At 47.6% G+C, this 14,312-nt stretch carries 12 protein-coding genes; 2 read left to right on the top strand and 10 right to left on the bottom strand.

All coding sequences use genetic code 11. From position 1 onward, the window contains the following. Positions 1 to 2 precede the first annotated feature (2 nt). The 3 genes from PGRAT_RS27475 to PGRAT_RS27485 form a co-directional block, all read right to left on the bottom strand. Positions 3 to 974: a carbohydrate ABC transporter permease gene (locus PGRAT_RS27475; protein ID WP_025703533.1), complete on the bottom strand. Its 972-nt coding sequence runs from the start codon at positions 972 to 974 to the stop codon at positions 3 to 5. Between the two features lie 59 nt (positions 975 to 1,033). Continuing rightward, positions 1,034 to 2,446: an ABC transporter substrate-binding protein gene (locus tag PGRAT_RS27480; RefSeq protein WP_036703030.1), complete on the bottom strand. Its 1,413-nt coding sequence runs from the start codon at positions 2,444 to 2,446 to the stop codon at positions 1,034 to 1,036. Between the two features lie 426 nt (positions 2,447 to 2,872). Further along, the gene (locus PGRAT_RS27485) at positions 2,873 to 3,091 is read right to left on the bottom strand and encodes a hypothetical protein (RefSeq protein ID WP_025703535.1); all 219 of its coding nucleotides are present in this window, start codon (positions 3,089 to 3,091) and stop codon (positions 2,873 to 2,875) included. A 591-nt stretch (positions 3,092 to 3,682) separates the two neighbouring features. Between PGRAT_RS27485 and PGRAT_RS27490 the strand changes: the two genes are divergently transcribed. Together PGRAT_RS27490 and PGRAT_RS27495 are read left to right on the top strand one after the other, a co-directional pair. Continuing rightward, positions 3,683 to 4,426, top strand: a complete 744-nt coding sequence (locus PGRAT_RS27490) for a TrmH family RNA methyltransferase (RefSeq protein ID WP_025703536.1) — start codon at positions 3,683 to 3,685, stop codon at positions 4,424 to 4,426. A 1,069-nt stretch (positions 4,427 to 5,495) separates the two neighbouring features. Continuing rightward, entirely contained in the window at positions 5,496 to 5,912 is a 417-nt protein-coding gene (locus PGRAT_RS27495) for a VOC family protein (RefSeq protein WP_025703537.1), read from the top strand. 79 nt (positions 5,913 to 5,991) lie between these two features. Here PGRAT_RS27495 and PGRAT_RS33815 read toward each other — a convergent pair whose 3' ends face one another. From PGRAT_RS33815 to sigW, 7 genes are all read right to left on the bottom strand, one after another. Further along, the gene (locus PGRAT_RS33815) at positions 5,992 to 6,153 is read right to left on the bottom strand and encodes an SRPBCC family protein (RefSeq protein ID WP_167337239.1); all 162 of its coding nucleotides are present in this window, start codon (positions 6,151 to 6,153) and stop codon (positions 5,992 to 5,994) included. Positions 6,154 to 6,425: 272 nt separating this feature from the next. Continuing rightward, positions 6,426 to 8,258 (bottom strand): glutamine--fructose-6-phosphate transaminase (isomerizing), encoded by a 1,833-nt coding sequence (glmS, locus tag PGRAT_RS27505; RefSeq protein WP_025703539.1) that lies wholly within the window; start codon positions 8,256 to 8,258, stop codon positions 6,426 to 6,428. Between the two features lie 671 nt (positions 8,259 to 8,929). Beyond that, complete coding sequence (glmM, locus tag PGRAT_RS27515) at positions 8,930 to 10,270, bottom strand: phosphoglucosamine mutase (protein ID WP_025703541.1); 1,341 nt, start codon at positions 10,268 to 10,270, stop codon at positions 8,930 to 8,932. A 110-nt stretch (positions 10,271 to 10,380) separates the two neighbouring features. Next, the gene (locus tag PGRAT_RS27520; RefSeq protein WP_025703542.1) at positions 10,381 to 11,844 is read right to left on the bottom strand and encodes a CdaR family protein; all 1,464 of its coding nucleotides are present in this window, start codon (positions 11,842 to 11,844) and stop codon (positions 10,381 to 10,383) included. After that, complete coding sequence (gene cdaA, locus PGRAT_RS27525; RefSeq protein WP_025703543.1) at positions 11,837 to 12,667, bottom strand: diadenylate cyclase CdaA; 831 nt, start codon at positions 12,665 to 12,667, stop codon at positions 11,837 to 11,839. Before cdaA ends, PGRAT_RS27520 begins: the two co-directional genes overlap by 8 nt. A gap of 207 nt (positions 12,668 to 12,874) precedes the next feature. Next, complete coding sequence (locus PGRAT_RS27530) at positions 12,875 to 13,489, bottom strand: zf-HC2 domain-containing protein (RefSeq protein ID WP_025703544.1); 615 nt, start codon at positions 13,487 to 13,489, stop codon at positions 12,875 to 12,877. Positions 13,490 to 13,610: 121 nt separating this feature from the next. Continuing rightward, the gene (gene sigW / locus PGRAT_RS27535) at positions 13,611 to 14,177 is read right to left on the bottom strand and encodes an RNA polymerase sigma factor SigW (RefSeq protein ID WP_020427142.1); all 567 of its coding nucleotides are present in this window, start codon (positions 14,175 to 14,177) and stop codon (positions 13,611 to 13,613) included. Positions 14,178 to 14,312: the final 135 nt, after the last annotated feature.

Raw genomic sequence — 14,312 nt, forward strand, 5'->3', positions numbered from 1 at the left:
TGCTATACCTCCCTCACGGCTGCTGCTTTGGCAGATTTTTTAAAATTCTTTTCCGCTTTTTTCATTCTTCCCGCGTCGCGGTCACGCATTAGATAGAACACCAATCCAGACAATATTGCCGCGATCACGAACATGATCATGCTCGCCGCTGCAGCGCGGTTGTACATATAGCTTCCCTTGAACGCTTGCCCATAGATGAACATGGACGTGGTAAGCGTGGAGTCGTCCGGTCCGCCCGCAAGGAACAGCTGTGGAATATCGAACATGGTTAAGCCACCGATCATCGATGTAATCAGCGTGAATAGCAAAATGGTACGGAGACTCGGCAGCGTGATACGGAAAAAGGTTTGAAATCCGTTGGCGCCGTCAATCGCCGCAGACTCGAAGAGAGCGGGATTTATGCCCATAACGCCTGCGACAAGAATGATCATGGTGTTGCCGTACCACATCCAGAACTGGATGAACGCCACAATGCCCCGCGCTGTTGTCTTATCCTGAAGGAAGAAAATCGGAGCATCGGACCATCCCAGCATATCAAAAATACTGTTTATGGGGCCCATCGGATAAGCAAACAAAGTGCTGAAAAGCACGGCGATCGTACCCGCTGTGATAATATTGGGCATATAGAGCAGGACTTTGAACGCACCTTGTCCCTTTATGTTGAGGCGTTTGTTCGTGAACCAGGCAGTGAGCAAGAGCGCCAGAACGATCTGAGGAATGAAGTTGACGATCCAGAGCAACCCTGTGTTGATTAGAGACTTCCGGAATGAGACGTTATCAAAGAGGAGGTCTTTGAAATTTTGAAAAGGGTTATCCATAATGTGAATCGGTTTGGGTATCAATCCCTGCATATCGGTGAAGCCGATGACTGCGGTGTATAAAATGGGATATAACGAGAAAATCAGAAATGCCAGGACAAACGGAAAAGTGAAGATATAACCGAATTTCGAGTAGTTCACACCTTTGCGGCGCATGCTTTCACCCCTTTAGTTGATATGAAGGGACGGGATAACCCCCGCCCCTCAATTCTTTCTTATTCGCTATCGATACCAAGCTGGTCTTTGACTTGCTGCTTGAAGGTTTCGATTGCTTTAGCACGGTCTTTGTTGCCCGCTGTATATTCGCGTACTTGCTCGCGCCATAGCTTGTTAATCGTTTCGTCGTACTGGGTCAAGTTCTTGCCTGAAGCGTTAGCGTTAGCCGGAACGAACACATCGAACATGTTCTGCCCGCCGAGCAGTGGAACTTCACCGTTTGACTTCGCCATTACCACAGAGGATGCAACACTGTCCTTCGTGCCTTGTTCGCCCTCTTTCATCGTTCCGTTAGCCCAGTAGTACTGGAGGCCGGTTTCGGAGGTATCGAGCGTCACCCACTTGATAAAGTCCGCAACAGCTTGCTTCTTGGCATCGTCCTTAGTAACGTCTTTGTTAGCAAGCAGCCAGGTACCTCCCCAGAAGAAGCCTGTCGGCGGTTCGGTAACTGCCCAGTCGCCATTTGTATCTTTTACTTGTCCGCTCATTGTATAGTTGATGAGCCAAGCGGGACCGAAGAAACCGAAGATCGGTTGGGCGCCGGCACCGGACATATCTGCGTACCATGCTTCCGTCCAGTCCGTTGTATCGTTGTGATAGCCGTTATCTTTCAGCTTCTTAGAGAGATCAAGGAACTCTTCACGCTTCGGATCGATATGAAGCTTGCCGTCGACAATCCAGCCTTTCTCAGAACTGTTCTCGATCGCGTGCCAAATATCGCCGTCGCCGGATACGATGCCATACCCTTTGGCTTTTAGCTTCGCAGCTGCTTCGTAGAACTTCTCCCAGCCAGGTCCAACTTCATTTTTGATAGTGGCCGGATCGTCTGTTCCAAAAACATCCTTGGCAATCGAGCGGCGATAGATAAAGGCTCCGCCTGTCGCTTGGTAGCCGAGTCCTTTTAGTTGGCCGTCTTTGCTGCCGATGTCAACCGAGTATTGGGCAATCCCTGCATCCTTAACCATTTGATCGTCAAGGCCCAGGTCTGCATAGTTAGCAGCATAGCTGGATGCATCGCCTTGCGTATATTTGAGGACAAACGCCGCTTCAGCAGCAAAAATATCCGGAGCATCTTTACCGCCAGCGGCCAGGGCCTGGTCAAGAGCCGGCTGATAAGCGCCATCGGTTGTTGCAATAACTGTAGTTTTAAAATCCACATTTGCGTCGGGATGAGTTTCTATATACTTTTTGGTCATGTTCGGAATCTCATCTGTGAAGCTCCAGAGATTAATAGTGACCTTCGAGCCATCTCCCTTGGCTGGTGCCGCTGATGCGCTGGCCGAAGCTGCCGGAGCTTCGCTTGGGCTGGATGAGTTTGAGCTGGAATTTGAGTTTCCGCCACACGCTGTAAGAGCAGATGTCATCACAAGCATTGTAGAGATCCCCGCTAGAACACGCTTCATACTTTTCATACTTTGCCTCCCCTTTATATTGATTCCTCGGTTTTGTGTAACCGCATACATAATTATAGAGCCGATTGTCCTCAGGCATAAGGAACCGATCATTGGGTAAAATTCCACTTTTATTGGGTTTCATTCCGTTCAAGACATAAAAAAACACCAAAGGATCTCTGCCTTGGTGTCTCCATTCTCATATTTTTTTGAAGCCCGTTTTCAAACGAGTCAGTCTATTGCTCAGGGCCGTCTCTGTCATAGGAAATCCCCTAACGAGACAGCCCCTACGTATTACATATAAACTATAGCCCAGGTGGCAGATTACACCAATCTTTCCACAAGAACCTTATTCCATAAACTAATACTTTGAAATTAATCCAGGTATGTCTTCATTTGAATATCAAGTTAGCTCGCATCATTCGTTTTCACGATTGAGGCCAGTTATTACAATTCATCTAATGCCTCGTTGATTAAATCTCTTGCATCGTTGACTCTATTCCGGGCGTCAAAGAGAGCAGCACGGCTGCTGTTGATAATTTGTCGTGCATCATTCAATTGTTGAAGTGCATTCTCAAGTTGTGTTCTTTGTCTTGCCTTATATGGCGGCTTTACAGTTGCTCTCTTTTTGACCGGTGTTACTTTTCTTACTCCAACTTTTTTCATCTTCATACACCCTTTCTTTATTTAGCCTGCATTTTTATTAAATGCAGTTTGCAGAGAAGAAGATTGGGTGACTAACCCCTATGAATTAGTTTGATTTTTGATAAAAAATAGAGCCGTCCTTTACATTTCAAGGACGGCTTATGATATTTATTTAGTTATAATCTTTATTTTTCAGTTGCATACAGTCTTTAGCATATTCAAAAGATGTTCGTTGAAAATAAAGTATGAACTGACCGCTGTTGTTGTTCAACTAATGTTTCCCGTTAGCGCATCAAGCGGCTGCCAGAGAACGGACAGCCACCTCTTCGGACGAAACTAATTTCCGCTTAACCCTTTACTTTATCAAAACATGTTGCCGCTAAATAAGTGCTTAAGTTGCGATAGTGATATAATAATATCAGGCAAACTTAGAAAGAGGGTGAATCCTTTGGCTATTCATTTTGGTGTAACACTCGATCTGCTCCACGCAAAGTCTTAAGGGCAAACAGACCCTGAACCTTGTGTGGAGCTAATTTGGCATCCTGAGTTAGGTCTGTTGGTCCAGAGACTTTGCATCCTATATGAAATTAATTCATAAAGGAGCGGGTTTCGATGACAAGCATGACAAATTTCTCATTAAAGCAATATCGTAAAGAGCAGGACTATAGCTATACCCTTGGCGCATACGCCACTATTGAAATGATTCAGGCACGGCCGGAGATCGTAAAAGCCGTTTATATCCATTCTGCTTATCGGGATCGCAGTGTTCTTGAAACCCTCTGCCAACAACAGCATATTCCAGTTGTCCAGCAGGATAAGGCTTTCGCCAAGGTCGATCGGAAAGAAAATTGCTTCGTGTTTGGGATGTTTTCCAAATATTCAGATAGGCTTGCTTCCGATAAACCTCATATTCTCCTCGTCCATCCTGGGGATATGGGCAATCTCGGCACCATTATCCGGATAACCGCAGGTTTGGGATTTGGCAATCTCGGGATCGTTACTCCCGGAGCAGATCATTTCCATCCCAAAGCCATCCGCGCCTCTATGGGGGCATTATTCCGGATTCAATGTTGTTCCTTTCCCAGCTTCGAGTCATATCGCAGCCAGTTCGGTCGGCACGACCTGTTTTCTTTCATGCTTCGTGCTGCAACCACACTGACACCCGAGACCTGTCCCGTAACGGAGCTGTTTACCCTTGTTTTCGGAAATGAAGCTGCAGGTCTTGACGAAGAAATATTTAGCCATGTGGGAACCGGCTTGAAAATAGCACAAACCCCAGACGTGGATTCCCTGAATTTATCCATTGCCGCAGGCATCGGCGCCTATTTGTTCGCGTCAAAAAACAAGCTCATCTGACTACTAACATTCTCTCGTGTATAAGATTTTGAAGCTTCATCGGAGGGCGGAAGCCCTCTTCTTTACTTTCCAAATCTCCCTTCATCCAACTGGGGCGATCCCAATCCCACTACATCGGAGCTGCACTTCAAAGGGTCTCACACCTTCCATTGTCTTAGCTCACGAACTTAAGGCTTAACTCCCTCTTGCTGGTTACTATCCTGCCCGTTAGAATTCCTGTAGAATGAATAACTTGGACTTTGTACAAAAAAAGATTACCTCTGTAACATGGGAGCGTAATGCCTCATTGATGCAAGAATTTTCCTCGTAGCCCAAAATTTGGGGCCATCAACAAGATTAGTCCACTTATTAGAAACGATGTCCATGAGTCGTAAGCAATCATTCGAACAAATTCCCATATATTCGAAGGACTCTGATGTCCATTGCCTCGATAACTTTCTCAGTCGTCAACGGCTTGGAATTCGCTTCGGCTTTTTCGTTATACAACTGCACGAGTTTTGCAGCCAGCGCCTCCTCCGCTTCTTGCTTAAAGCTTGTTTTGAAAGTAAACTATAAGGAATGAGTTGGATCGAATAATCGATCTGCTGCCCCGCCGAATCTTAAATATTGTCGCGGGTGGGCGGGATGGATACGCCCTTCGTGATTATGCTTGTCTGGCGTTCCTAGAGACTTCGACCCTCGACGAACTGTAGATAAGCAAAACGTACGATTCGTGAAGAGAACAGGAGAAATGTAAGCATGAAAAAGACATTTAACCTAATACTGAAGTGGTGACTGTTTCGAACATTTCTTAATTTCCTACCATTCCCTCATTCCGTCACTCGATACCCACCCTTTAATTGTCATATATTTAGACGAATTCCTTTTTAGAGAGGTTCAATCTCTATCCCTGCACAATAAGAATAAGCAACCTTACGGGAATGGCGGGTATCCGAACTCAATACCAAGTTATTTTTCAAAATTTACGCTACCGAATCCATGAGACCGATGAGTTCCCGGATCGGCTGTCGTCTATATAAATGAAGGCATAAATGAACACAAACTTATTTGACGAAGAGGTGTTTTGAAAATGGCATTAACGTCCGCATTCACGAGCGTCAACCTGCCCGTAAAAAACGTAGAACAATCGAAAGCATTCTTCACCGGACTCGGATTCGAACTCAACCCGCAATTCCCCGAGAATGAGAATTCGGTAGCCATCGTGATCGGCGACAACCTGCAGGTCATGCTGATCAATCAAGCATTCTTTAATACGCTCACAGAGAAGGAATCCGTCGATACGAGCAAGTATGCGCAGATGACGATCGCATTGGCCTTCGAGAACCGGGAAAAGGTCGATGAAATCGTGAATACCGCGGTCTCCTTGGGCGGGAAATTGCACGCTGAACCTGAAGATCATGGGTTCATGTATCATTGGGGCTTCGTGGACTTGGACGGCCATCTGTGGGCCATTAACTACATGAACATGAATGCGGCACAAGGTTGAGGTTAACGAAGAGCAAGCTCGTATTTTAGGATTCAAACAGAAAGACGCCGGGCATCTTCCCAGGCGTCTTCTTCGATGATTAGTTTTGTTCGGTATAGACTTTGAAATTGTCCATGATCGCTTGCCAGCATGCTTGCTGGAACTCGGCGGGATTGGAGCTTTCCGCGTCGAACGTTTCAATGACCTTCGTCTCATTTCCTTGATCGACGGAAGCAATATCCACTCTTCTTCCGTCTTCCATAGTGTGGCCGAACGCCTCATGCCGATTCACGACATCGTAGATCTGAGTCTAACACTTTATTTTCTGAGTCTAACACTTTATTTTTGATTCTAATACTTTGTTTTTCATTCTAATACTTTGTTTTCTTCTAATAATACTCACCCCTACATACACAACAGAGCCGTCCTTTACATTTAAAGGACGGCTCCTGATATTTGTTTAATTACAATCTTTACTTTTCAGTTACAAACAATATTTAACGCAGTCAAAAGATTGTACTGTACCTTAACCCCTTACTCCACCGTAACACTCTTCGCCAGGTTTCGTGGTTTATCGACATCGTGGCCCAGGGCCAGCGAAGCGTAGTAGGCGAGCAACTGCAGCGTAACTACGGACAAGGCAGAAGTCAGCAGCGGCAGGGTCTGAGGAATCACGAACACCTCATCAACGGATCTGAGCAGGTCATTCTTATGCTCTTCATGAGTGACGGCCAGGACGTGTGCTCCGCGGGCCTTCACTTCTTTGATGTTACTGACGGTCTTCTCAAGCACCGATTCCTGGGTGGCCAGGGCAATCACCGGAACGCCTTCTTCAATCAGCGCCAGGGTGCCGTGCTTCAATTCGCCTGCAGCGTAAGCTTCGGAGTGAATATAAGAGATTTCTTTCAGCTTTAGCGAGCCTTCCTGAGCGACAGCGTAGTCAACGCCGCGGCCAATGAAGAACAGGTGGTGGTGCTCAGCGATTTGCTCGGCATAGGCTTTGATCGCGTCTTTCTGAGCCAGAATAACTTCTACCTGCTCCGGCAGGGACTGCATAGCCGCCAGAATCTTGGCAACTTCAGGTTCGGACTGTGTATCGCGAACTTCAGCCAGGTACAAACCAAGCAAAGTGAACGCGATCAGTTGAGAAGTGTATGCCTTGGTCGATGCTACAGCAATTTCAGGACCCGCCAGCGTTACCAACACACTATTGGCTTCACGGGCAATGGAGCTGCCCACTACGTTAGTAATCGCCAATACATGCGCACCATTTGCTTGCCCTTCACGCAGTGCTGCCAGCGTATCCGCAGTTTCACCGGATTGGCTCACTACGATCACCAAAGTTTCCGGTGTAACGATCGGCGAGCGGTAACGGTATTCCGAAGCAATGTCATTTTCTACAGGAATACGCACTAAAGACTCAATCAGATTGCGTCCAACAAGACCGGCATTGTATGCCGTACCACAGGCAACGATCTGGATGTTGCGGATGTTCTTGATCTGCTCTTCAGTCAGGTTAAGTTCTGGCAGAATCACTTTGTTGCCTTCAGCATTTGTACGTCCACGCATAGTATCGCGGTATGCTTTTGGCTGCTCGTGGATTTCTTTCAGCATGAAATGCTCATAGCCGCCTTTTTCCGCGGTAACTGCATCCCAGTCGACAGTAATCATTTCCCGAGAAATAAAGTTGCCTTCAATCGTCATCAATTCGACAGCATCCCGTGTCAGTACAGCCATTTCGCCGTCGTTCAAAATATATACGTTGCGGGTATATTCCAGCAAAGCCGGAATATCCGACCCGATAAAGTTTTCGCCTTCGCCCAGACCAATGATCAGCGGGCTTGCTTGACGCACAGCCACCAGTTTGTCGGGCTCATATTCAGTCAGAACTCCCAGTGCAAACGCACCGCGCATGAAGGTGATCGCTTTTTGTACAGCTTTTACGATATCACCATTATATTCGCGGGCGATCAGGTGGGAAATAACCTCCGTATCTGTTTCGGAAGTAAAGTGGCATCCTCCGGCAATCAGTTCTTCCTTAAGATCAAGGTAGTTCTCCACAATCCCGTTGTGTACGACCGAGAACTTCTTGCTCTCGTCGGTGTGCGGGTGGGAGTTCTCATCGGAAGGCTTACCATGCGTCGCCCAGCGTGTATGCCCGATTCCGGCGCTGCCGGTAAGTGGAGTTGCTTCCAGTCTGGATTCCAGGTTCGCCATACGGCCTTGTGCTTTTACAACTTGAAGGCCTTCTTTGGTAAATACGGCAATCCCTGCCGAATCATAGCCGCGATACTCCAGCTTCTTCAATCCCTCTACCAAGATCCCCTGCGAATTCTGATTCCCGATATATCCTACAATACCACACATTATAATTTCCCCCGTCCAATTTATAGTGTGGGCGGCATAAGGAAAGAAACGTGCCGTGCGGCATGTTTTTGAGAAAAAGCAAATATTCTGTTGTATTTCAAGCTCACCAAGTTAACACGATTACGCCATCCCTAAAAAAAGGACAGTATCCGTTTCCCTTGCGTCTATGTTCATGAAATGCACAGTCTTCTCCTCTGCCGCAGCAGAACGCTCTGTGTTTCTTTCCGTTATTGCGCGATCCCATGAAATGAATAACTTCTGATTGCACCCATAGAAACGTTGTGTGAAAGGTCGCCCTCGCATTTTCCGTTTCCATTTACGGCTCTGGTGCATCACCGGGAGGTCCCCGCCGAACATTTCGAACACCTCCACCTCGTCAGCTTACATCTGCCGTGATCCGTTCAAGCCCTGCCCTATGGGCAGCTGCTGTCCCTTCTCCCCCGCGCAAGATCAAGCTCTGGCGCTTGCTGTTGCCAACCTTACTATCCCCGCTTTCCTTCTGGAATGACACTTAATCTATTATATGCACCTTACATCGTTTTGGCAATGCTGTATCGCAAGAATACTTGTGGCAGCCCGTGCAAGAAATTGGATTTAAATTTAAATATTCAGCCGGTGAAGCAGATCAATCACTCCCTACCGGCTGAACAACTTAACATAAATATAATTAATTACACCAATTCACGCTGAACAACATCAACAATCTGCCCTACATAAAGATCCAGTTCCGCCTTATCCGGACCTTCCGCCATCACGCGGATTAACGGTTCTGTACCGGAAGGACGCACCAGCACACGGCCATTATCGCCGAGCTTGCCTTCGACTTCTTGAATAGCTGCTTCAATCGCCGGATTGTTCGGATAGTTAGTCTTATCCTGCACACGAACATTCACAAGCACCTGCGGATATTTGGTCATCATCGATTTCAGAGCACTAAGCTTCTTGCCCGATGACTTCATTGTGTCTACCAGTTGGATTGCGGTCAGAATACCGTCACCCGTTGTGTTGTAGTCCAGGAAAATAACATGGCCGGACTGTTCCCCGCCCAAATTGTATCCGCCCCGGCGCATTTCTTCCATCACATAGCGGTCACCGACTGCGGTTTTCGCCGTATTCAGCGCCAATTGCTCTGTTGCTTTGTAGAACCCGATGTTGCTCATAACTGTGGATACAATGGTCCCATCCTTAAGCTTGCCGGCGCGGTTCATAGCATCTCCGCAAATACAAAGGATAAAGTCTCCGTCAACTTCGTCACCCTTCTCATCTATGGCAATCAAGCGGTCAGCATCCCCGTCAAAAGCAAGTCCCAGATCCGCACCCTGGCGCAGAACTTCCTCGCGCAGTGTCTCCGGATGTGTGGAGCCAAAGCCGTCATTAATGTTCAGTCCATCCGGTTCTGAACCGATGGCAATCACTTCCGCCCCCAGCTCTCTGAACAGGCGTGGCGCAAGTTCATAGGCCGCTCCATGGGCGCAATCCAGTACTACCTTAAGTCCAGCGAAGCTATGAGAAATCGTTGTTTTGAGATAGTCCAAATATAAATATTTCGCATCATTATCTATGCTTACTGTCCCCAGACCCGCACCTACAGGGCGCGGCAATTCATCGATTTCCGCATCCATCAGCTCTTCAATCCGCAGCTCAGTTTCATCTGTCAGCTTGAAGCCGTCTCCGCCAAAAAACTTAATCCCATTGTCTTCAACCGGATTATGCGAGGCGGAAATCATCACTCCCGCATCAGCTTTCAGCAATCTTGTTATATAAGCTACCGCAGGCGTGCTCACGATACCCAGACGGATAACCTGGGCACCAATAGACAGCAAGCCCGCTACAAGTGCTGATTCCAGCAGTGGACCCGAAATCCGCGTGTCCATGCCTATCACCACCTTGGGCTTCTCCACATTTCCTGCCAATACATATCCTCCGCAGCGGCCGATGCTATAGGCCATTTCTGCAGTTAATTCACGGTTTGCAACTCCGCGTACACCATCTGTTCCAAAATACTTACCCATCTGTTTTCTCCTTTAGAATACGCTGCTTCAGCTTAATGAATTATTGTATGAATGAATTCTTATTTCGTGTGCTTATAACTCATAGGTTAGACGTATACCGGCTGAAAAAGTTACGTTCCATCTGTACTGCTTACATTATTGCCAACTCCGTTGAGAGCACCTGAACTAGCACCACTCTCCGGTACTACGTCGGAAGGGGTTGGCGTGGCTGTGGGTTCCCCGGCATCTGGACTCTGTGCAGGTGCTGTCGGACTCTCTTCAACGAAGGCCGGCTCCGAACTTGGCTCAGGGGTCACTGCTGCACTGCTGTTATCCGGTGTCTCCGTGGCTTCCGGCGTTGCCGGAGCCAGTAGTTCGACCGTTGCCGTGAACCGTTGCGACGCATTCGCAAGAGTAATGAACCTGGGCAGCGAGACATGCAGAGTTACCGCATGATTTCCGGCCGTGAGGCCAACCACATCCGCCACCACACTGATATTATTCTTGTCCAGCTGATTCAGCAAAGCCGGGGCTCCAGATACCGTCAGAGTCACAGCTTTATTGGCCGGATCTGTGATCTGAGCGGTAAGCCCGTTGTCTACCCCCTCCAGCTTAATGGGGATATTATCGATGGTCTTCTCAGCAACCTCCGAGGTGACTACCGAAACATTCAAGACTGCAGGTTCAATCTTCACCGTGCCTTCCGGTGCAGTCAGCTCCAGCTTCAGCTCCTTTGTACCTGCGGAATCAATTGTACTTAGATTCAGCGTGGCTTCATAGGAGGATAAATCGGCTAAGGACGCTTCGGTTCCATATACCGTTACCGTGTCCTGCCCGGGTGACACCCGGGACAATGCCAGCGCTCCTGGAAGCTGACCGGTGAAGCTGATGTCCAGCGGCAGGCTTTTGAATGGCATAGTGACCGGCAGGTCCACAGTAACAGAGGACGGCTCGATGACCGCATCCTTAATCTCATTGCCGCTGCTGTCAACTGCGTATAGCTTCAGCTTTTTATCTTTAATCGTCTCGCTTTCACCATCCAGTTCAATGGTTCCCTGCACCTTGGACACCTTGCTAAGCTCACTGGCAGCCAGCGTAACCTGCGCTTCCACAGCTGGATCTATGACCGGAGCACCCACCTGATAACCTGCCGCCGGCTTCCCTTTAGTAACAATAGATACAGGAAAAGACTTGGTATTCCGCAGTTCCACATGAATATTCACTTCATTGGGGTTGATATCCTGCAGCGACACCCCGCTCGGAAGTGAATAATGAAGCGGCAGTGTGGTATCCCCCGGTTGAATGTTGCTTAAATCAATCCACACCTTATAGGCATCCGAAAATTTATAGGTAAGATCCGATTTTTTGCCCAGGACCTCGAGTCTGACGCTTACGGCGTCCTGGGACGTGATCACATATTTATCCTCATCGAATCCTTTGACCTCTATCTTGACATTTTCAATGATTTTGGACTCCTTGTTGACCGTGGTCTGGCTGGTAGGTGCAGTATCCACATGCACGATGGTCCACAGGATAATAGCAAGGGCAAGGGCAAGAATTTTATTGAAATTATTGTTCTTCATCCACTTATCCATTGTTTTTATCCCCCTTCCGTTTCCAGAAAGCGGAGCTTTTCTCCTTGAGCGATGAAGTGGCACGCAGTTCCTCATACAGCTTGGAGATCAAGGATTCTTCCTTAATATCGCGTACGATCTGCCCGTTAATCGCCAGTGAGATCTGTCCAGTCTCTTCCGAGACTACAACGGAGACAGAGTCGGCCACTTCACTAATCCCGATCGCGGCGCGGTGGCGGGTCCCCAGTTCCTTGCTGATAAACGGATTCTCCGACAGCGGCAAATAGCAGGCGGCAGCGGCAATCTGTCCTTCCTGCATAATCAGCGCACCGTCATGCAGCGGCGTGTTCGGGATAAAAATATTGATGAGCAGCTCGGAACTGACCACAGAGCGCATAGGAATACCGGATTCCGTATATTCGTTAAGCCCGGTAGCTCTTTCAAAAACAATTAACGCGCCTATTTTTCGCTGGGCTAAGTAATTCACAGCTTTAATTACTTCACCGATCAGCTTGCTGATCTCTTCATCGTTTTCGGCAGCCCGTCCAAAAAACTTGCCCCGGCCAAGCTGCTCCAGCCCCCTTCGTAGCTCCGGCTGAAAGATGATAAATATCGCAAATATCCCGAAGGTAAAAATCTGGTTCATCAGCCATTTCAGGGTATACAGATCAAGCAGAGTGCTTAATGCCCAAATCACAACCAGGACCAGAATCCCCTTCAGCAGCTGAACCGCCCGGGTCCCGCGTACCATATTGAGCACTTTGTAGATAATATAGCTGACGATCAGTATATCGACTATATCTTTAATGGAATCTTTCCATGTCATGTCCGAAAAATAACTCATGCCAAAACCCCCGTCATTTCATATTAGCTGGGTTTATGTAAAATGTCTGTAAGTTCTATAACATATCTAGGTTATAACGTTCCAGCCCAGGTTGCAAGTTTAGACTCGCAGAGAATCATACCATGTTATTTCCAGGCAGCAAAAAAGCGCCATCTTTCCGGAAAAAGAGGCGCAAATGAGATTTCTGCTAAAAGCGACCAAATGTTATTAACGGTAGGCAACTTCAGAGAACATGTTCGTCACTTTATACCAGAGCCAACTTACCGCTTGGTCTATGCTTTTGACTTGCCCGGAGATATGAGCTGTTGAAGCCTGATACAAGGAACCGTCGATCACAGTCACATTGCCGTTCACTTCACCATACACCTGAGTTTTACCATTCTCCACCGTTAGATCACCGGATATTGTTTTGCCGGAAGGTACGATAACCGTATCACCCTTGATGACAACCTGTTCCAGGTCACTTCCCCTGACAACAAGCTGCCGATCCTGATTCCAAAAAGTAACGGAACTCATCAGCATTACGAGAATAAACACGGACGCCGCTGTAAGCGCAGGATGCCGCTTGATCCAGGTAACAAAAGCCCGTTCCTTCTTGACATGTGGCAATGAATTCATAATCCGGCCTACAAGATCCTCAGAAGCCACAGGATTCTGGTGCATCAGGGAAAACATCAGCATATCGGTCTGTTCCAATTCTTTGAACTTGGCACGGCAATCTGTACAGGATAGAAGATGCTCCTTCAATTCCCTCTGCTGCAGTTCGGGCAAGTCGTCATCCAGGTAGTCGTGCATCATAGAGACGGCCAGTTTGCATTCCATAGGAGCCAATCCTTTCATGAGTGCTATTTAATTATTACATGGCAAAGGGGCAGAGCGCATAAGACTTGCTTAACTTACATACGTCGCTGCCCGTCAGGCGTTTCATAAAAAATAATCTATTTTACATTTTGGGGCCTAATTTTTTACGCAAAAATTCACGTCCGCGGTGCACACGGGTCTTAATCGTAGTTACAGGCATATCCATGACGTCACTAATCTCCTGAAGCGACAAATCCTGCAGATAACGTAAAATCATCACCGACCTGTATTTCACAGGCAGGCTGTCAATGGCCTCATAAATCAGGCTCTGTGTCTCGGAGAGCAGCAGTTCTGTTTCCGGGGTCACATTATCGCTGGGGATCATGGAATAGCCGTCAATCCCCTCCTGGTCGTTCATCTCGGCATCCAATGAATACGTCGGCCGCCGCTTGCGGAGTCTGTCAATACAAAGGTTCGTGCCGATGCGGTAGATCCAGGTTGAAAATTTCTGTTTGTCATCATAACGGTCCAAATTCCGGTACACGCGCAAAAATGTTTCCTGAACAATATCCTCTGCCTCATGGCGGTTGTTCAGCATCCGGTATGCCAAATGATATATTTTGTCTTTATATAGTTCCACAAGCTCGGCAAATGCCCTTTGGTCGCCCTTCAAGGCGAGCTTTGTCAATCTGCCTTCCAAATTCTCCACCTGTTAACTCCCCCAGACTTGCCGCCCTTGGTCGTTCATCTCTTGATTGTCCACGGTACAAGCTCTTAAATCGTAATTCAAGTTTGTGCAAAAATCAAGGATAGTATTGTTACCTTCTATATATATTGGGCAAAA

The organism is Paenibacillus graminis, assembly GCF_000758705.1.
Lineage (GTDB): Bacteria > Bacillota > Bacilli > Paenibacillales > Paenibacillaceae > Paenibacillus_AQ > Paenibacillus_AQ graminis.